The following is a 20,509-nucleotide window of genomic DNA, read 5'->3' as shown; positions in this document are numbered from 1 at the left end:
CCAAACGCCACAAAAAAAGCAGTCCTTACGAAAAAACTGCTTTGTGATCCTAAATTCTAAAATCGAAAACTCCATAGACTGCCAAAATACCGCTGAAAAGCTACCGGAGCTTCCGTTCAACGGGCTTTCATTTCTTGTCTTGCAGACAAAACGAAAGCTTAGTTATTGGCTGACGTTTTTATTCAAAGTATTTTATTTCTCTTTTCCAAACATATAATTTTTTTCCATTAATTGATTTTGTTTGTTCAATCCAATTTTTTTTGTCATCAAATACATATTCAAAATCAATAGCGTCCAAAACGATTTAATAAAGAAAGGAAGTTTTTAACTCAAAGATTATCTTTGAGGTTGACCAAAAAACCATCCTTTCTTATGACAAATGTAACATTGTTTTCTCAAATTATTAGTAAACTCGATCGTTCAAAATTTAACAAACTTGTAAAAGAAAAACAAACCGATAAGCATCAAAAGGGTTTTTCATCTTGGACGCATTTAGTTTCAATGCTATTTTGTCAATTTGCTAAGAGTCAATCTGTACGTGATATTAGTAACGGACTTCGTTCTGCTACTGGAAATTTAAATCATTTAGGAGTTGAGCGCGCTCCGTCAAAATCAACTATAAGTTATCAAAACAAGCATCGAGATTGGGAACTCTTTAAATCGTATTATTTTGAACTATTAAATTCTTTAGGACAGCAAGCCAAGTTCAAGCAAGTAAAATTTAAAATTAAGAGCAAAATATTTCTTTTAGATTCCACCACGATATCAATGTGTTTAAGTCTGTTTGATTGGGCAAAATACAAGACTGCAAAAGGCGCTGTAAAAATGCACACATTGCTTGATTATGATGGTAATCTGCCATCCTATATCAATATTACAGATGGCAAAACAGCCGACAATAAAGGAGCTTACGACGTGCCTTTAATCAAAGGCAGTGTTATTGTGGCCGACCGTTTTTATAATGATTTTTATCTGCTAAACCTTTGGGACAGCAAAAATGTTTTCTTTGTAATTAGACATAAAGAAAATCTTCAATATCTCACTATAAAAGAAAATGAATTGCCTGAAAAAACGCATCAACACATCCTAAAGGATGAAATAATTGAATTGAAAAATCAAACATCAAAAGATAAATATCCAAAGAAATTGAGACGCGTTGTGGTTTGGAATGAACAAAATCAGCAAACTATTGAACTCATCACAAACCAATTCATTTGGTCGCCAAATACCATAAGTGAACTGTATAAAAGCCGTTGGCAAGTAGAAATATTCTTTAGAGAAATAAAACAATTATTACATATAAAATCCTTTGTAGGAACAACACAAAATGCAGTAATGATACAAATATGGACAGCTTTAATAACAATACTTGTCCTTAAAGCATTAAAAGCAATGGCTCGGTATAATTGGCATTTATCAAATTTAGTGGCATTTATTAGACTCAATTTATTTGTGAAAATTGAACTCCAAAAATGGCTCGATAAACCATTTGAAGAACACTTTCAAAAGCAAGAAATTACTATACAAGGGGTTTTGTTCTGATTATTGAGTTTTTCGGTCAATAAACTCAATAGATTTAATAAATTTGTGAAACCTAAAATTTATTTAGGACAGTATTGATTTTATTTATATATTTGAAAAATATTTTTGATTATATCTTATTAAAACTAACATTAAAACAACTAAAAAATGAGAAAATTTATTTTATCCTTAGTATTTGCTTTAATTGCATTGCCATCATTTTCACAAACTGTAAAAGATGAAGTAGCTATCTTTCAAAACGCTTTTGGTATTGAAAAAAGAACGTTGATTGAAAATAATATGAAAGTTGACGAATCGAAAGCTGCTGAATTTTGGAAATTATACGAAACCTATGAAAACAGCAGAAGAGCCATTGGTTTAAAACGTATTCAAAACATTACAAAATACGCTGAAAATTACGAGAATTTTACACCAGAAAGCATCAATGCTATAATGAAAAATGCTCTTGATGTTCAAAAAGAAATGACATCTTTATGGGGTTCAACTTATAAAAAAATGTCAAAAGTTATTACACCTGTGGAAGCTGCTAAATTCATCCAAGCGGAAATGTATATTGAAAACACTATACGGCAAGCCTTATTAGAACAAGTGCCATTAATTGAAGAATTAAGATAATATTTTAAATTACACTTTATACAAATCGGAATAGCAATTAATGTTATTCCGATTTGTTTTTTTTTTATAAATTTGTAACGTTAATACTTTTTATCCGAATCAATATTTTTTGATAAAATCAAATTATTGTTTTTATCATAAAGATTAGTTGTATTTGAAAATTTATAAGAATTAAATTTTTGATTTACTAACTTACCCTCTTTATCATATTCGTTTTCACAAGAATTTAAAATCGTCTGGTCTTTATAATACCATATGACTTTTAATAGTTTATTGTTGATGTCAAATTCTTTATAGTAATTAATATAGTGAACCCAATAAGTTTGATACCACCAAATATTAAATCTTCTTTTTGTATATTCTTCGCTTAAAAAACCATTATGTCCGTAATCACCTTCGGTACTGAATAGTTTTCTATTTTGTCGATTTTCATCTAAAAATAGAAGTTGTTCTCTAATGGACTTTATTTTGCCGTAAATTGTGTCTTTTGGTTGTGAATATGAAATATTTTTTAGTAACGTCAAAAAGATTATTAACAACTTTAACTTCATAATTTATTATTTTAAGTGATTGTTGTTTGCAGCACGATTTTCCAAAATGTCTGCCAACACCCAAATATACGAATATATTGTTAAACTAAATAAAATTTTAATTCATTAAAAATCAATGACAAATCTAATTATAAACATTTACAAACGGGTTTATTCACTAATTATTGATAATTCAAAATGCGCATAGTTTTATATTATCAAATAAAGATGTTATTTTCGTCTGGATAAGTATTATTAAAGCCCGTAGTGATTTAAGCGATTAACATTTTATGTTATTTATATTTCGGTTTTTCTCTAAGCATTGAGAGAAAAATAGGCAGTCTTCTAAACACTTCTCTCCTAAATGCTGACATCTAAATCAGTGAAATTTTTCAACTCATTTTCCGCCGAGGCAACACAATCTCATGTTCCTGTGGATAAGGCTTTCGCCAAGTCATGCTCACATCTTCATTGATTTTCTGATGAATTTCGTAGGATTTTCCGCTGTCTAAGGAATAGCGAGGATCCGGGATGAAAGGCATTTTCGCCATCTTTAAAATGGTGATGGTCGGGAAATGAAAATCTACTTCCACCAAACCGAGCAAAAGGTAGCAACTACCACCCTGAAAAGGATAGTTTTTAAGATTGTCAGGAAAGTGGGCCGTGTCGAAATATTCCCCATCGGAATCTATCCAAGTTCCGAAATACATCGTGCCTTTTTTGGTGGGTACATGTTTTCGAGAAATCAAGTAAGCCAGCATTCGAACTCGTTTTTTATGGAATTTCAAAAGGTCTTTCGCCATCACATCGCCCCGGAACTTCGTCGCCAACAAATCAAACGGACTGCAGGAAACAGGAAAACCCAGAATCTCAATCTCATCAAAAGCATCTTCGAAAAGATTTCTTTTCAATTGTGGCAATTGATAATCCTTTTTTGGTTCCTCAAAAAATGAAAGATATCGGTTCTGAGGTTTGAAATTTACCATAATTAGCCGTGCCTCTATCAGCAACTCATTTTTCTGTTTTCCCGTAAACCGAAACGCACCACAAAAAATTAAAATTTGCAAGGTTTCAATGCCGATCGGAACTCGTTTTATAAAATTTTCCAATGAAGTGTATTCGCCGTTTTCCTGACGTTCCTCTGGGATAAATTGCGCAATTTTTGCCTCAAGTTTTTCAATGTGCATCAGACCTAAATAAACATCTTCGCCATAAAGGGTTGCTTGCAATATACTTTTGTTTACACATGGATTATGAATTTTTCCACCGGCCATCCTGCATTCGTGGACATAGACCTCGGTTCGGTAAAATCCGCCACCATTGTTAATCGCTGCCACCATAAACTCAATGGGATAATACACTTTCAGATAAAGGCTTTGGTAACTCTCTACCGCGTAACTCGCGGAATGCGCCTTGCAGAAAGAATATCCTGCGAAACTTTCAATCTGGCGATACACTTCCTGCGATAGTTTTTCGGGATGCCCGAGCTTTTTACAAGATTCAAAAAAATGATCTTTTACTTTTTGCAAAGCTGAAAGCGACCTGCCTTTTCCACTCATCGCACGGCGGAGTATATCGCCGTCTGCAGCAGCCAAACCACCGTAGTGAAGCGCAATTTTAATCACATCTTCCTGATAAACCATGATGCCGTAGGTTTCACCAAGTTGCTGCTCGAAAACAGGATGAAAATATTCAAACTGACCGGGATTGTTATGCCGGAAAATATACTCGCGCATCATGCCGCTCTGCGCCACACCGGGACGAATGATGGACGAGGCCGCCACCAAGGTTTTATAATTATCGCATTTCAGCCGTCGCAACAGTCCTCGCATAGCGGGACTTTCGATATAGAAGCAGCCGATGGTTTTTCCCTTTGCCAAGAATTCGTTGGCTGTTTTTTCATTTTTGGAAATTCGAGTGTTGCGAATATCTACGTCTATTCCCCTATTTTTTTTAATGAGTTTCACGGCATCGTCTATCGTTCCTAATCCTCTTTGCGAAAGAATATCGAACTTTTCAAACCCTATGGACTCTGCCACATGCATATCAAACTGCACGATTGGGAAACCTTTGGGAGGCATCTCCAGGGCAGTAAAATTGGTAATCGGTTCTTCTGAAATCAAGATTCCGCAGGAGTGCATGCTCCGCTGGTTGGGGAATTTTTCCAAAAGCATCCCGTATTTCTGCACCATTTTCACCACAGAATTATCATCGTGAAGCGCCATAGGATTTTTTGCCAGAGCATCCAGTTCTTCTTTGGGTAAACCGAAAGCTTTACCGACCTCTCGGAATATCGAGCGGTACTTAAACTCCACATTGGTGCCACAAAATGCCACATGATCTCTGCCGTATTTTTCGAAGATGTATTTCAGAATTTCATCGCGCTCACGCCAGCTCCAATCGATATCAAAATCCGGCGGTGATTTTCGGTTTAAGTTTAAGAATCTTTCAAAATAAAGATCGAGTTCGATTGGGCAAATATCTGTAATTCCCAGACAATAGCTCACGATGGAATTAGCTCCGGAACCACGTCCCACATGCATAAAACCACGGCGGCGGCTGTATTCTACAATATCCCAAGTAATCAGGAAATAGCCGCTGAAATTCAGCTGATCGATAACTTTCAGTTCTTTTTCCACTCGTTTTATGGCGGCTTCGTCATTTTCGGGATAGCGGAATTTCAAACCTTGGTAAGCCAATTTTCGCAATAGTTTCTCGTCGTTCTCTTTGCTATCGGTGAAATGCTTTTTATTCCTCGGTACACCAAACTCGAACTCGAAACCACATTCTTCAATGATTTTTTTGGTGTTAATGAGAATCTCCGGATGGTCTTTAAAATCATTTAAAACTTCCGCAGGCGGTTTTAAAGTTTCCGAAGTCCGGCAGACATCCCCTTCATCTAACTTAGAAAGCAAAGTGTTGCGATCGACCGCACGCAAGATCCGGTGCAGATTATACTCCCTTTTTGTGCGGAAGGTTACAGGTTGCAACACTACTATTTTGTCTGAAAATTGCTGCCACTTTTTTTGGATTAAAACATGAAGTTCCTCCGCACGGATGCCGATGAATTCATTATCCTCTAATACTTCGGGGATATTTTTTAATGGATAGATTATGAAGCAGTTCGGTAAGTCTGGATTTTGTCTTGGTAATATTTCCCCATCACAATTGTGGGCTGTGAGCATCCGACAGATTTCCGTAATCCCTTGATTATTTTTAGCTAAAACAATGAAGTATTGTTGGTTATCCAGCCGAACATCTACCCCTACAATGGGTTTTATGCCAAATTCTTTGCACAGTTTATAAAATTCATAAATTCCGGTAATGGTATTGATATCCGTGAGTGCTAATGCTGAAATTCCCATCCTTGCAGAATTGCGCACCAAATCTTCCACGGAAATAGTGCCGTAGCGCAAGCTGTGATAGGAATGACAATTTAGGTACATGTTTTTGGTTTTGGATGTTGGATTCTGGATTCTAAATTCTTGTATCTATTGGATTAAAAGTCCTGATGCACGACCTACTGCGGTTTTTCCGAATCTGTTTTTCATACGGTCCATACTCTGATAAAGATTCATGAGTTCTTCGGTATCTTCGAATAAATCCATCTGATGACTGCCGTGAACCAATCCTGAAAAACGGATTCCTATCAATCTCAGGCGCATCCGCCTTGTATAGAGTTTTTTAAATAATTCCAGGGCATATTTCAAAAGCGTATGATCGGCAGATGTGTAGGATATGCGGCATTGCTTTGTTTCGGTATCGAAATTAGCATACCGAATTTTTATGGTAACCACCGAGGTCAGCCATTTTTCTTGTCTTAGTTGAAATGCAAGTTGCTCCACCATTCCGGAGATTATACTGCGCATATTTTCCAAATCGATGCTGTCTTGTGCAAATGTATGCTCAGCGGAAAGCGATTTCCTTTCTGAATAAGGAACCACGGGCGAATCATCTATTCCATTGGCTTTTTTCCAGAGTTCTGCTCCGTTTTTACCGATCATCTGTTGTAATACATCTACAGGCATTTCAGCCAAAGTTTTTATGTGTCGGATTCCGATTCTTGAAAGAAGCTGAAAGGTTACATTCCCCACCATCGGAATTTTTTTAATAGACAGAGGATTAAGAAAAGGTTGGATTTCCCGGTTTGGAATTTCAATTCTTCCCAAGGGTTTCGCCTCTCCTGTTCCGATTTTTGCTACAGTTTTATTAGCAGAGACCGCAAAACTTATTGGCAAACCTGTATTTTTTTTGATGGATTCTGCCACTTCTGTGGTCCACTGATAGCAGCCGAAAAAGCGATCCATCCCCGTAAGGTCGAGATAAAACTCATCAATACTCGCTTTTTCAACCAAGGGAACTTTTTCCTGAATAATCTCGGTGACTTCATTTGATAGCTTTGAATATCGTTCGTGATCACCCTTTATTACTTTTGCTTCGGGACAAAGTTTCAGCGCCATTCTAATAGGCATTGCAGAACGAACACCAAAATATCTCGCCTCGTAAGAGCAGGAAGCTACTACTCCACGATCTCCACCACCGATGATTACGGGAATTCCGTTCAGTTTCGAATTTTGAAGCCGCTCACAGGAAACAAAAAAAGTATCCAAATCCAAGTGTGCAATTGTTTTTTCCATACGGGCAAAATTATTATGTTTTATAACAAAAATTAGTATATTTGTAGTTATAATTTATAACAATGTCAATTTTCTCTGAAAACATCAAGCATTTAAGAAATCGCCAGAAACTTACCCAACAGACCATAGCCAATGATCTGAATATTACCCGTGGGAGATATGTGAAATACGAAGATGGCAGTTCCGAACCGCCAATGGATTTATTGGTGAAGATTTCGAAATATTTTAAAGTGAGCATCGACCTTTTGCTGAGTATCGACATCAAGAAATATCCTCTGGAGGAAATGATAAAGCTTTCAGAGAATAAAATTTTGGTGCCTGTAGCGGTGGATTCCAAGGGAGAAAATAAAATTGAAATTATCCCCATAAAAGCATCTATGGGTTACCTGAACGGCTATCAGGATCCCGAATATATTGAAGGCTTGCAAACACTTTCGCTTCCATTCCTAAGAAATGGAAAATTCCGGGCTTTTCCGGCAACCGGAGACTCCATGCCGCCATATAAAGATGGAACCTACATCGTTGGAAAATATGTGGAGAACCTCGCCGACCTGAAAACCGACAAAACCTATGTATTCATCACCGCGAACGATGGGATTGTATATAAAAGATTTCAATTTCATGAGGGCAACTATATCTGCGTGAAATCAGACAACAATTTTTATGAACCTTTAAAAATTCCGCTCTCCGAAATCCATGAGATTTGGGAGTTTGCGTGCAGCATCAGCACGGCAGAATATGAGCCGGAGGAGTTTTCCAAACATGGAATTCACAATATGTTTTTAGAATTAAGGAAGGATATACAACGCTTAGATAATAAATATTTCAAAAGAATCAATATGAAAAGTAAGGGTTTTATAGAAATGCAGTCTGAAATTTCAATAAATGGAAAGGATTTATTTGAATTAGTCAAAACTTAAACTTCCAAATAGAATTTACCTTCTCCTTAAATAACTCGCGTTATTCTCAACTTTTTCCGCTATTTCAATTTCTACAATTTCTCTTTTTTCTTCCCAAAAAGATGGAACCGCTCCAAACAATTGTACATTTTCCTCTCTTCTTTTTTTTACATAATCCTGTTTGAGATTTTCCAGCAATTGTTTCTGTTTTTCCTCGGTATATTTGGATACCAATTTAGCCTTAACTTCCGGGAGTTTTTCTAATTCCTCTTCTAAAGCCGAAATCTTTTCATCGGTGGACTTGGTCTGTTTTTCAATTTCATCTACATTGATGCCTTTGCCTGCCAACTCACTAATTTTTTCATCTACCAATTGTTTAGCAGCATCAATATTTTTTTGATAAAATGAAAGTTGATTTTTCCAATAATCTGAATTTGCACTTCCATCATTAGAATAGCCCAAAATACGGTTGTAGTCGTTCTGGGCTTTGGTTACTCCGTCCTGTATTTTCAAAAAGTCCTGATGCTTTCTAAGGATAACAGCATTGTCTGCTACATACCTGCTTTTTTGATTTTCAATTCTCTTTTTCAGTAATTCAATCTCGATATTGGCTCTTGTTTCCGGACTGGTAATAATAGCGGTTTTAAGTTCCTGCGTGCTGATGTCTGATACATCCAAAACATCGGCTCCTTTCTTCATTGCCTCTAAATATCTTGCCTGCTTAGCCTGCAATTTCTGAAGCATAAACACATCAATACTGTCATTGGTAAGCATAAAGTTGATACGGACATTTTCATTCTTGTTTCCCTGACGCCAAGCCCGACCTTCTACCTGCCGAAGCGAGGTGAAGTTATAGGGAAGCGAAAGCATATATATATCCGTCGTATTTTCCTGAAGGTTCATCCCTTCCTGAATGGCTTCACTGCCAATGACAACCATTATTTTTCCGGAATTAAATTCATCCTGAATCTTCAGTCGGTTCGGTTTGCTCGTAGCACCTGTGATAACTCCGACTTCTTCAGGTTTGTATCCGATTTCCTGCACAAGGTATTCCTTCATTTTTGGAAACTCCGAAACCGCCAATTCAGAATAGATAATCTGTCCGGATTCGGGAATGTCTTTCTTATTTTGCTGTATCAAATCCATCGTCTGCTTCAACTTTGTTGATTCTTCGATAAATTGCTTAACTGATGGCTCCTCCCCATCATAATATGGCGACAAAAAAGGTGAAATAGCAATTAATCTTGCGTTCAGAATATGCGTGAGAATGGCTCCCTTTTGTGTTTCGCTGAAATTTTCATTGAGCATTTCATACTGTTCCTTGGTTAAAACGTTCTGCTCGATCTTATATTCTTTGTTGATTTTCTTCGGCCTTTTCAGTTCGGGATTGTCTTCTTCGCCTTTGATGTCGATAAATTCTGAAAGCAACTGCTGGAACAATGAATTGTTTTTAAACCTTCTGACATTCGCCTTGAATTTCACATCGCCTTTTGCATCAATTTCCATATCGTTGTCCGCCTCCATAAAGGTTTCAAAAAAGGTATTGACATTGAAGTAGCCCGATTCTTCCAACCGCTTATTCGCAATGAGCGATAAAATGGAATAATACTCTAAAGGTTTGTTTGTAAAAGGCGTTGCGGAAAGTAGCGTTACATTTCTGCCGTCGTTCTGCTCCTGAATGTATTGAGCCGCCATCCAGGTATTGATGCCCAATTTTGAAGTTTGCTGGTTTTGACTTCTAAAATCTGATGCAAATCTTCGGTCTTCAATTCTTACTTTACCGACAATATGGTTTGCGTTGTGGACTTCATCGTAAGTCAAATGGTCAAAGCCAAAGTCTTCCCAATCATAAATCTTACCCCGCTTCATTTTACCGACCAGTTCCTTTTCCTTCTCAATTTCTTTTTGAAAATCCCTTTCGCTGATACTGTTCACGCTGCGCATCTCATTTTCGGAGATGTAGGAGAATTTTGATGCTAAACGCTCCGTAATATTTTCAGAAAATCCGATATTATTGAAACCTTCATAAGTCACGATGGTAATTTCACCGTCTTTGTTGTCAAATTTTGAAAGGTCATAATCCTTTCCGAGATTTCCCAAGACATTGACTTTGGCTTCGGGGATGGTTTCGAAAATCGTTTCTACCCATTGTTTTAGGATGCTGTCATTTGGAACAACAATTAAAGGTCTTTTGGCATTTCCTCTTTCCATCGCTTCGTGCATCGCCAAAATCCCCGACAAAGTTTTTCCGAATCCGACTTCATGTGCCAATAATCCTACGCCTTTAGTAGTCTGCCGTCCGATTCCCGCTTTCTGAACTTCGGTTAATTTGAGTTCCCTTCCCTTAAAGTTTAAATGGATTTTTGAAAACAGGGGAAATTTGGAATAGTCCGGAACATAGATGTTGTTATAGTTTCGGTTGAAATCCTTTACAAATCGCTCCCGCAATTCATCCGATAATTCTTCCCTCAAAAATTTTTGAAACAAATCATTGGCTGCCGCTTTTCGCCTTTCACGAACCAATGCGTTTCTTTCCTTGTCGCTTCCTGTAACCGATTCATTGTCCACAAAACTGCGGACTTCCCACGAAGAGGAACCTGCAAAGGCGTCACTCGACAAAGTTCCAACGAAATCTTTAAACTTTTCGGCAAGGTTATACGGCACAGAAACGGTTTCCGTTTGTCTGCTATTGGGATTCCATCGGTCTTTTTCTACAGTTCCTAAATCAAACTGGTGGACAAACTCGTGATTGGGACTGATGGAAATTTCATCCAATGATTTTGGCTTGGGAAGGACACTCTGAAGTAAATTCTTTTGCTTTTCATACTGGTTTTCTGTTCCACCAACGGCATATTTATCCCTGAAGTCTACTTCAAGTTGTTCCAATTTTGCATAGATATTTCCTTCCGCGTAATAAAAATCATGAACCCATTTTCCGTCCAAATAATTGGCAAATTGGTAGTGTTTCCCGTAATTATTTAGTGTTCCGTCGTATTCGGTATCCCGGAAGGCTTCAACTTGCTCTTTGGTGATAGCGGAACTGTTGTGGAGCGAGGCATCCACTACCTTATCAGGTTTTAAAAACTGATATTTCAGAATTCCTTTTTTGAGTTCTGGCTTGCTCTGGATATGATATTCCCTGTTCTTTTCTTTTTGTGACTGAACAATCTTGTCCGCCTTTTGAATCAACTCATCAATCCGTTTCTGAGCAAAATCTTGAGGATTAATTGAAAGTTCGGATTGCAGTTGGGTGTATTTTGCAATTTCTTTTTCAACTGCCGGAGATTTGAATTTTACATTATTGAGCGCAGTAAGAACCTGCTCAATTTTTTCATTGAGTTCAGAAAAATCAATTTCATTTTCGGTTGTTAAATCTTCTTCAGAATTATTCTTGAGTTTCTCGGTCTTTATCGTTTTTTCAACTTTTTTCACGTCCTCCACCTCCAAAAACAAGTCCTCAAAAAGATTTCCGATTCTTTCGGTTTCCTTCCTGTTTTTAAGATTTTCCATCCGAATTAAGACATCCTCTAAATTCCCATGAACATAGTTTTCCAATCGTCCAAAGCGGTTGGTCTTTTCTTTGATTTCGCCTAAAATTCTTTCAGGATGGTTTTCAAAATAATTCGAAATGTTATTGGATATTTTCTGATCGGTTTTTTTGAGAATGATAATATCCGTCCCGACCTGCGTTCCTGCAAAAGCACCAACCGGCAAACGAAAGCCCTCAATCATTTCGGCGTTTTTCAGTTGGTTTTGCCGGTTCAGCCAACCGGAAGGAAGCACCATTGCCAAAATACCGTTGGGTTTTAGAGAATCCAAAGACCTTTTAACAAAGTAATCCTCATACTTGGATATTTTTGGTTCTTCGCCTAAACCCTTATACAGACCACGATGGTCGCCAAAAGGCGGATTGCCAACGACCAAGTCGTATTGGTCGGAAAAGACTTTCTTATTGCCTCTTTCATCAATAAATTCGGTTTCAAAAGAACGGAAATTGATGTCAGTTTCCGGGTGCAGAATTTTTGTAATTTTTGCTGTGGTTTCGTTGATTTCAAAGGCTGTGATATTGGTTTTGATTACCAAATCTTTGGCTGCATACAGAAAATTTCCAGTACCGACACTAGGCTCCAAAACTGAAATTTCCGTGCGGTTTTTGAAGTAATCTTTGATTAAATTGCGGACAGAGTTTACAATCGTGGAATCAGTATAGTATTCATCTAAAATTCCCCTGCCTTCTTTGGCGGTTCCGCCGCTTTTGAACTGATGGCAGATTTCTTTCAGATCATCGGAAATATTTACGTTATCCTTTAAAAGAATCTTCTTTTCATCGGAAACAAAACAAGTTGCAGAAACCATTTCCGCAATCTGTTCATTGGTCAGTTTCTGACCTTTGTATTTTGAAATAAGAGAATTTAATTCCTCATTATTTTTATTGAGTTTGTTTAATTTTTCCCCTGTTGGATTTACAGAAGTTCCTCCGGATACGATTCCGCCCACGGTATTTTTTGCTCCTTCATTTTTTGGAGCATTTTGCGGTTGTGTTCCGTTAGTGGATACTCCTCGTTTTCCGTTTCCCAAATTGCTCCGCTCTGTGCCTGCAAGTCCATTTCGAGCATCGTCGCTCCCCACATTTTGTCTTCCGGTGTGATTTCCGTTTTGCTGGGATTCGCCGTTCTGGAAAGGTTTTCTAATATTTCGTCCAACAATTTCGGTTCCCACGTGCTGAGCGTTGGAAATTCCGTTGGATTTAATGCCATGGTTTTCATCTTCGGATTTTTTTTGTTGTGCTAATGTAATATTTTTCTGCTCATATTTGAGTTTATTCCGTAAATATTCCTCCAGATTTTGATGCCCGTTTTCAGAGATGCCGTAAAGCGGTCGGACATCCTTGATGTTTTTCCCTTGTAGTTCGGAAAGGATTGTTTGAGTCGATAAATTTGACTTCTGGTCTGCAGGAAGACAAAGAAATATTTTGCCGTCATAGTTTTGAAACTGGTTGATTAATTTTGGGGTATTTTCATCCGAATGCAGCGTTACCAAAGTTCTGTGATTGCTTTGATTGTTCAGTTTCAGGAGATCCAAAAAGGAGGTTCTGTCTTTATCATTTTTAAAGACAATGACTTCATTCCGGGTTCCCTCGATGATGGAAATATCTTCAACAAAACTGTTTGTTGCCAATGGTTCACTCACTTTTTCTGCTGTTTACAAAATGGTTAAAGTCAAAAATTTCTTTAGCCGCATAATCCCAATTTTTTCTGGGCAAAAGTTGCAGGCTTACAAAAATGTCGGTTTTTTTATTGTAGGAATCGATGCGCTCCAACCGTCCTCCATAATCCTTTTCGGCGTGTCTGTAAATGGAGTAAGGCAGAATGGTGTCCGTCGGATAGATGTAGAACCTCGTGTAATTCCACGGGGAATTAATCTCGAAACGTTTGTATTTTTTGTTGAACAAAACCGTGTCGGAAAGTTTTCTGCGGTTTCGGTAGTTCAGAATCTGTTCCTTTGAGAAAATTGCACCTTCCTTCTTATTCCAGACCAATTGCGGTTTCTGAGTTTTAGCCACTTCTGAAAGAATAATGCTTTCATTATCATTTTCAACCGGATAGAAAAGTGAGTCCTGCATAAAGTAGGTTTGCATGTTGATTTCAGGGAAGGAATGATCGGGAACGAATTCTATGATTTGGTTTCCCAAGTAATTGAGTTTCGACAAATGGAAACTCTGCATTTGCTCCAAACCTTTGGAGGCATCAAAATAAACATTGGATATAAGATCGATTCCGCCTTTTTCGGATTTGATTTCTTTGCGGCACGAATAGGGCAAAATTGCCAAAAGGCATAAAAGAAAAAGTGTTTTTAATTTCATCTCTGTAGTTTTAAAAAAGCGGCAAATCAATTGCTGACCTGCCGCCTTCGGATAATATTGGTCAGGTATTATTTTATCGCTTAATGCTCTGCTCCCTTACAGTGGCTTTCTCATTCTTTTCTTCATTATCCAAACCTTGCAAAGGTTTGTTGGTATTGATTCTGTTCATTTCGCTGTCGTAGAGGTTCAGGTTTTTGTACTGGGGATTCAGCACTGCTTTGCCTTCCAATACTTTGTCATCCAACTCAAATTTCACTTTCACCACATTTCCTTTTTCTAAGGATTTAATGGTGTTTTCTTTATATTCCGGTTTGTCAAAAATGAGGTTGGATTTTTCAACGATTTTTTCAGTATCCACGCCATAGTTTTGGTAAAAATTCTGAAACATATAGTTTCCCTTGTCGGTTTTGGGTTCCTCGAAGTTGAACTGGACAAACGCCGTTTCAGATTGGTCGCTTTTCGGGTTGTGGAATTCGATTTTTACGCTCCTGCCCTCCAATAGGTTGACCGCTTCCTTAGCAGTAAAGGTATTTTCCCGATTAACAGGAAAGTTGTGCGAAATCTCCTCGCCTTTTTCGTTGGTGAGTTGAGCGTGGTACGTGTTGAGAAAAACACCTCCATTCTCCGTTTTGTTGAATTTCAGGGTAAAATCTACCTTGTTTCCCGGAAGGGCTTTGTCAGAGGATGTTTTGATTTCAAATTCCTGATTTTTTGATTTGATGCCTTTCTCCAAATCTTTATGAAGTTTTTCGTCTTCTCCGAAACCAAGGTATTTTAATTGGTTTTTTAAATAATCTGTCTGGTTGAAATCTTTGTTTGTTTCCATAATGCTGGGGTTTTGGTTGTTAATAAAATGTTGTTTGTTTAATAGGGTTTTTTCCTGCTTAGTCGTTAGATCGAAAAGCATTTTAATAGATTGAATGACGTCTTCAGTTTTTTCTTCCGGCTCATAACTCCGCAACTGACCACTGATGAAAAGCAGCACCGTATCCTGTGACTGCCGATATAGTTGAATCTTTGCCGAAATTTCTTTGTAATTTTCAAAATCATCATCGGTTAAGGAAATTTCAAATTCGTGCTTGGTATTGCCTTCGAAGTCATCGAAAAATATCTTGGCATAATCAAAATTTTCCGGATTGGTCAAAGGGTTTATATTGTCCGAAATACAGCGATACGTTCTGTTTTCGGGTTCAAATAACATTGGTTCAGCATTCAAATTATTTTTGCCGAATTTGTTTAAAAGATGATCAGAAACCTTGATGTCCACTTCCTGCGATACCGAATGGTAGTTGTTGCTTTTAAGTCTGATCGCATCCAAGGCAGTAAATCCCGATAAAGCCAACTTATCACGGTAGGAACGGAACATTTCATCGGTGACGTTATTTCCATAAAGAATCGTGGCTGTTCCTGCGTGAATGGTCAGTAATTCCGTGAGTTTTTCCAATTGGCGGTGTTGCGGAAGGACAAATTTTCCTACAATCTCGTTGGCGTTGTTCAAAATGAGGGCTTCGGTTCTGTCCGAAAGTCCAAATTTCTGGGAGGAAAGATAGGCAGCAATGTCTTCGGGACCGTTGATGCGTTTCGGTTGGTAATTCTCTGCAAAAACCTGCTTGCTGAAACTGTAAACATTGACCGGAAATTGGTTCTGAAACTGGTTTTGATTCTTCAGTTCGTGAACCACGTCGGTAATACTTTCAGCAGTGAATGTCAAATATTTCCCTGAACGCAGATTGAGGATAATGCCGTCCTCCACCTTGATTCCGGTATCAGCAAAAATCTTGTTCAGGCGGTCGAGCATCAAACGGTCTTCAAGGCTTGAAACCAATCTTCCACTCGGATGATTGTGAACCAAAGTGATGCTTTCAGGATTGAGTTTAAATACATTTCCCGCTAAAAGACGTAAATCCACCACCGTAGCAGTAATTCCTCCGGAAGAAAGATGCTGAACGAGATAACTGTCGTCCTTAAAGCGGTAAAGCGCAAAAGTATGTTCCACGGCTTCGTCTTCTAAAGCACGAAAAAGCAACGCGACATCCGAAACTTCAGAAATTTTTGTTCCTGCCGTAAACGAAAGTGTTCTGTTTTCAGCGAATTGCCGTTCTACTAACGCAAAATCGGTGGGATCTCGGTGTGAGTCGTTTTCCCGTAGGAGATGGGATTCCCCACCAAGATGATTTCCGGCTGAGAATAATTTGTAGGGTAATATTTCGCCTTCCGACGTTTTGAGATAGCGTGTTGTCTCATCCTCCTCAAAGCCATAATTCGTGTTCTTTCCATTGGACTGGTTTTTAATGTCCATGTTACTAATTTTTCCGTCTGTTTCCCTGATGTTCTTCTTGAAAGGAACATCATCTACGGCATCTTCTAATGAAAATCCCGAACGTGTTGCGTCCATCTCCTCTTCATATCTTGACGAAAAATTTTTCGGATTAGTATTTTCCATTTTTTGTGTTTTTGAATTGAATATTATCGCCTGAATCCTCGTGGTTTCTCCCGTTCCTGCAATTCCTCTTTCTGCTCATCCCGATTTCTATTGGCATCTTCATAAAGGTCTTTGTCGTTGACATTGAGTTGAACCTCCGAATTCTGTCCTTTTGAGATTTGTTTCTCGTCCGGACTGATGCTGTTTACGGTATTTATTTCCCTTGAGACGATGTTGATGTCTTTCTCAATCTCTTTGGCGATTTCGGGATATTGGTCGATTTTGTCCATCAGAAAATTTTTCAGTTTTTGGAGTTCTACTTTGTAGCGGTTGATTTCCACAACGTCCTTTTTATCGACGATAATGGCGGTCAGTTCCGTGGCGTTTCTAATCAGGTCAAATTCTGCCACGATGTTGTTTTCCTTATCGTAGATGAAAGCCTTTTTCTCAAGGGAAAGTTTCGATTCCCTGGACTCTGAAAGATTTTTAATATTGGAATACTCAATTCTTTCCTTGCTGTTTTCAATGATTTCAGAGATGCTTTTGTCCCGTTCCAAAAAGATGACTTTGAGTTTAGTGTTGTTCTCCGTCAGTTGGAAGGTTGCCCGGTTTTTCCCGTTGTCGGCGACAATGGTGTAGCCCTGAAGAAATTTTTGAATATCGTCTGCTTTCAGGTTTTTGGAAAACGATAAGTCTTCGTTGATGATTCCGAATTTTTTAAGGTCTTCGGTCGGTAAATGTTCTGTTTGCATAGTATGTGGCGATTAATTGGTTTGCGTTGATTAGGTCGTTGAGGAAGTGGGCAGGATTGATGCTTCTGCTATATTCCTTTACTGCGAAATGCAGGTGCGGTCCGGTAGAATTTCCGGTATTTCCGCTTTTTCCGATGATGAAGCCCGCTCTTACTTTTTCTCCCGTCCTGTAATACAATTGCGACAGGTGCAGATAAGCGGTTTCAAATCGGTCAAAATGTTTGATTTTGATGTAGTTTCCACCACCTTTGGAATCCCAACCCGATTCGGTGACGATTCCGTCAAGGACGGCGTAAACATCTTCGTGGTCGGCTTTCAAATCAATGCCGTTGTGCATTTTGCGCATTCCAAAAATGGGATGGATTCTTGAACCATAACCCGAAGTGATAGACAGATTACTCTTCAGGGGCATCACTATTTTGGAGATGGATGGAAACCATTCATTTTCATCAGAAATAGAATTTGGTTGCTCTAATTGGGTATTGTTTTTACTATTATTATCACTCTTTAAAATCAGTTGATGCAGGGAATCTTCCAGTTTTTTATACTGCATTTCCTCGAATTGTTCTTCACCGTTATACTGCTTTATCAACGATTTCAGGGAGTCCAATTCCGTCCTTATGTTCGATTTTGAAGTAAGGTTGAACACCTCCTTCCAAGATTTTTTGCCTTTCCTGTCCTTGGTTTCAGCCATTTTTTCAGCAGGGATGAAAACCTCACTTCTTCGGTGTAAGGTTGGTGTCAGCGTATTAAACTGCGCCGACAGAAAGTTTCCTGTTAGAATAAAGATGGGTACAAGAATATTTGCTATTTTTTGTTTCATTATTTTATTCTTTTGAAAGTTCGTTCACAATGAGTTCCACCTCTTTGTTGATTTTTCTGAAATTGGTCATCAGGACTTCGTCTTTCCGGTCTTTTCCTGTTTTGTCCGCAAAGGAGTAATAAACGGGCATTTTCACATAGTTCTGTTCCTCGTGCTTGATGGCTTTTAAATCCAGGTTGATTTTTCCGTTCATAGCGGAAGTTTTGTATTCTTCGGTGTCGTTTTCTTCGCCCTGGGCAATCATTCCAACCATTTCTCCGGTTTTAAGCGCGGCTATCTTTCCAGCAGGAATCATATTGTCCATCTTCTCGTTAATGCTCGTCGTAGTTCCCTGCTGCGATATGGATTGGGAGTAGGATTTCTGTTTGATTTTGCCAAACAGTTTTTCGAGCCAGTCCAAAGTGTTTTTATCTCTTGCGGAACCCGACAGAATATTCCCGACAATGGCGGAAATGGTATCGGCGACCTCTTTTTTGTAGAATTGTCGGAGTTGCGGAATTTCCTGCAGTCCGAGCAAAACCGCAACCCGGTTACTTCTTGCCGTTGCCACTACATTGTCGATTTTATGGATGTAAATCGTTGGAAATTCATCTGCTATAATTCCTCCCGGTAAATTGTGTTTGGAGTTGATCAATCGCAAAGTCCTGTTCAGAACCGAAGAATAAAGTGCGGAATTAATATCCTGTGTTCCCGGATCCGATGCCAGAATCAGGATAGAAGGATTTTCCCTGTCGGTAATCTTCAGTTCGACTTCGTCACCCGAAAACACCCAAAAACTTTCCTTGGTCGCCAATCGGGACATAAAAATTTTCAAGGTTCCAATCTGTCCTTCCAACTGGTCAAAAGCCTTGTTGTCATAAGCGGTCTTGAACGGCGACAGCAGCGATAAAATTTCCTCATTGGTGAACAGCGCATCAAAAATCTCTTTGTAACTGCGGTTCATAAAGGAAAGGATATGCGGTAAATCAGAATATTTTCCGTTCTCGAGTCTGGCAAAAAAGTAGATGCACGACGAAAGGAAATTGATTGCCGACTGCGTGAAAAACGCGTCGGAACCGCCTCCCGAACTTGAACCGCCTTTTTGGAGTGATGACACCATCGATTCTGCCATTTCTTGTGCTTCCGCCAAAGTCTGGATGTATTCTTTTCTAAACGGGTTCACTCTTTTGGATTTTTCCACGTCGTTCAAATTGATGACGTGGAACTGATGCTGGTAGCCCTTATTCTTACTTTTTTTGAGCAAATAATGGTAATAGGCGATTTGTGCCAAATCGGGAAATTTGAAATCATAAATACACAGGCAGAATCCTTTACCAATCATCTGACGAATCGCGGGATTGATGACCCCGAAAGATTTTCCAGAACCGGGCGTTCCAATCACCATTGTTCCTCGAAACGGATTGATATTCATCCAACCTTTTTTGATGGTTTTCTGAAACCTGAACAGATACGGAATATTGATGCTGGTATCGGTTTCTACGAGTTGCTGGTTTTGGTCGAAACTTTCCTCTTCAACATTCCATCGGTCTTTGCCCATCTTCTGCTGCATCAGTTTGGAAATGGAATCCGCTCCCATCTGAAGAATCACCGCTCCCAAAAAAGAAAGCACCGCATACATGATCTGGTATAAATTCAAACCGGGAAGTATCTTTGGAATTGTCGTATTTCCTGCCTCGTTCTGCCATATCAGCGAAGAGAAAATCATCAGCAGTCCTAAAATCATCGGAATGACAATTTCGGTCGCAATCTTTAAATCCCGTTTTTTCTTCGCTTTCGTTCCAATGGCGACCAAACCAATCAAAATAAGCGTTGCAAATTTTGCATGGATCGGCGGATAAAAGAAACTCATCTTTGAAAAATTCTTCAACAGATTGGAGACCACTGGAATATCGGCATTCAGATAGAACAACGATGCACAGTCCAATGCAACCACGGCATAGACCGCCTTCTGAAGGAATCCATAAATCTTTATCTGGTGCTGTTGTTCCTGCATTAGGTATAGTTTTGAAAATATTGATTGAGTAAGTGGTGTTCGCGGAGAAGGCTGCTATGTAACTTCTTCTGTTCTTCAAACAACTGCTCATGCTGTTTCTGCATTTTCACAAGATTTTCATCAATTTGATTCATATCACTAATTATTTCTTGTGCTTTTGTCTCAATATTCTTCACTAAATCAAGCCTGGTTAATTCTTCACAGATTTTTTTTGAAGATTGACTCTCTTTTCTCTGTTCCTCATAAGCTTGATTAAGTTTTTGATTAAGTTTTTGCAGCACATTATTTTTTTGCTGGCAGTTAACTAACTGTTCTGATTTCTCGGTGTTCTGTTGAACCATTGAAATAAAGATTAAAACGTAGCATCCCCATAGCAAGTACAGAAATCCATTAACCAGCTGTTCGAGCGTAATAGTAAATTCCATAGTCATAT

General features: G+C 38.5%; 13 protein-coding genes. 3 read left to right on the top strand and 10 right to left on the bottom strand.

All coding sequences use genetic code 11. The annotated features are described in order from the left end of the window. Nucleotides 1-372: 372 nt before the first annotated feature. Both H0S70_RS01860 and H0S70_RS01855 read left to right on the top strand, forming a co-directional pair. On the top strand, nt 373-1,542 hold the full coding sequence (locus tag H0S70_RS01860; protein ID WP_089770023.1) for an IS4 family transposase: 1,170 nt from the start codon (nt 373-375) through the stop codon (nt 1,540-1,542). Between the two features lie 147 nt (nt 1,543-1,689). Beyond that, the gene (locus tag H0S70_RS01855) at nt 1,690-2,157 is read left to right on the top strand and encodes a hypothetical protein (RefSeq protein WP_188321508.1); all 468 of its coding nucleotides are present in this window, start codon (nt 1,690-1,692) and stop codon (nt 2,155-2,157) included. A gap of 80 nt (nt 2,158-2,237) precedes the next feature. Here the strand turns inward: H0S70_RS01855 and H0S70_RS01850 are convergent, their stop codons facing one another. The 3 genes from H0S70_RS01850 to dinB form a co-directional block, all read right to left on the bottom strand. Beyond that, on the bottom strand, nt 2,238-2,708 hold the full coding sequence (locus H0S70_RS01850; RefSeq protein ID WP_089770025.1) for a hypothetical protein: 471 nt from the start codon (nt 2,706-2,708) through the stop codon (nt 2,238-2,240). Between the two features lie 371 nt (nt 2,709-3,079). Further along, nucleotides 3,080-6,133 carry a DNA polymerase III subunit alpha gene (locus tag H0S70_RS01845; protein WP_188321507.1) on the bottom strand — a complete coding sequence of 1,018 codons (3,054 nt, stop codon included), beginning with the start codon at nt 6,131-6,133 and terminating at the stop codon, nt 3,080-3,082. A 45-nt stretch (nt 6,134-6,178) separates the two neighbouring features. Further along, nucleotides 6,179-7,324: a DNA polymerase IV gene (dinB, locus tag H0S70_RS01840; protein WP_188321506.1), complete on the bottom strand. Its 1,146-nt coding sequence runs from the start codon at nt 7,322-7,324 to the stop codon at nt 6,179-6,181. 62 nt (nt 7,325-7,386) lie between these two features. Between dinB and H0S70_RS01835 the strand changes: the two genes are divergently transcribed. Next, a complete protein-coding gene (locus H0S70_RS01835) occupies nt 7,387-8,244 on the top strand; it encodes an XRE family transcriptional regulator (RefSeq protein ID WP_188321505.1) in 858 nt (285 codons plus the stop codon). Nucleotides 8,245-8,259: 15 nt separating this feature from the next. Here H0S70_RS01835 and H0S70_RS01830 read toward each other — a convergent pair whose 3' ends face one another. From H0S70_RS01830 to H0S70_RS01800, 7 genes are all read right to left on the bottom strand, one after another. Then, on the bottom strand, nt 8,260-13,413 hold the full coding sequence (locus H0S70_RS01830) for a helicase-related protein (RefSeq protein ID WP_188321504.1): 5,154 nt from the start codon (nt 13,411-13,413) through the stop codon (nt 8,260-8,262). Then, a complete protein-coding gene (locus H0S70_RS01825) occupies nt 13,406-14,086 on the bottom strand; it encodes a hypothetical protein (RefSeq protein ID WP_168638660.1) in 681 nt (226 codons plus the stop codon). Before H0S70_RS01825 ends, H0S70_RS01830 begins: the two co-directional genes overlap by 8 nt. 73 nt (nt 14,087-14,159) lie before the next feature. After that, nucleotides 14,160-16,529 (bottom strand): JAB domain-containing protein, encoded by a 2,370-nt coding sequence (locus tag H0S70_RS01820; RefSeq protein WP_188321503.1) that lies wholly within the window; start codon nt 16,527-16,529, stop codon nt 14,160-14,162. Nucleotides 16,530-16,552: 23 nt separating this feature from the next. Continuing rightward, nucleotides 16,553-17,260 (bottom strand): hypothetical protein, encoded by a 708-nt coding sequence (locus tag H0S70_RS01815; RefSeq protein ID WP_188321502.1) that lies wholly within the window; start codon nt 17,258-17,260, stop codon nt 16,553-16,555. Beyond that, nucleotides 17,226-18,083, bottom strand: a complete 858-nt coding sequence (locus H0S70_RS01810) for a M23 family metallopeptidase (RefSeq protein WP_188321451.1) — start codon at nt 18,081-18,083, stop codon at nt 17,226-17,228. The genes H0S70_RS01815 and H0S70_RS01810 overlap by 35 nt, the downstream gene beginning before the upstream one ends. 4 nt (nt 18,084-18,087) lie before the next feature. Then, complete coding sequence (locus H0S70_RS01805; RefSeq protein WP_188321501.1) at nt 18,088-20,076, bottom strand: type IV secretion system DNA-binding domain-containing protein; 1,989 nt, start codon at nt 20,074-20,076, stop codon at nt 18,088-18,090. Next, on the bottom strand, nt 20,076-20,501 hold the full coding sequence (locus H0S70_RS01800) for a hypothetical protein (RefSeq protein ID WP_168638665.1): 426 nt from the start codon (nt 20,499-20,501) through the stop codon (nt 20,076-20,078). Before H0S70_RS01800 ends, H0S70_RS01805 begins: the two co-directional genes overlap by 1 nt. Between the last annotated feature and the right edge of the window lie 8 nt (nt 20,502-20,509).

This window comes from Chryseobacterium manosquense (assembly GCF_014623485.1).
In the GTDB taxonomy this organism is placed as follows: Bacteria; Bacteroidota; Bacteroidia; order Flavobacteriales; family Weeksellaceae; genus Kaistella; species Kaistella haifensis.
Note: the sequence above shows the minus strand (reverse complement) of the source record. Positions and strands in the feature narration are given on the sequence as shown.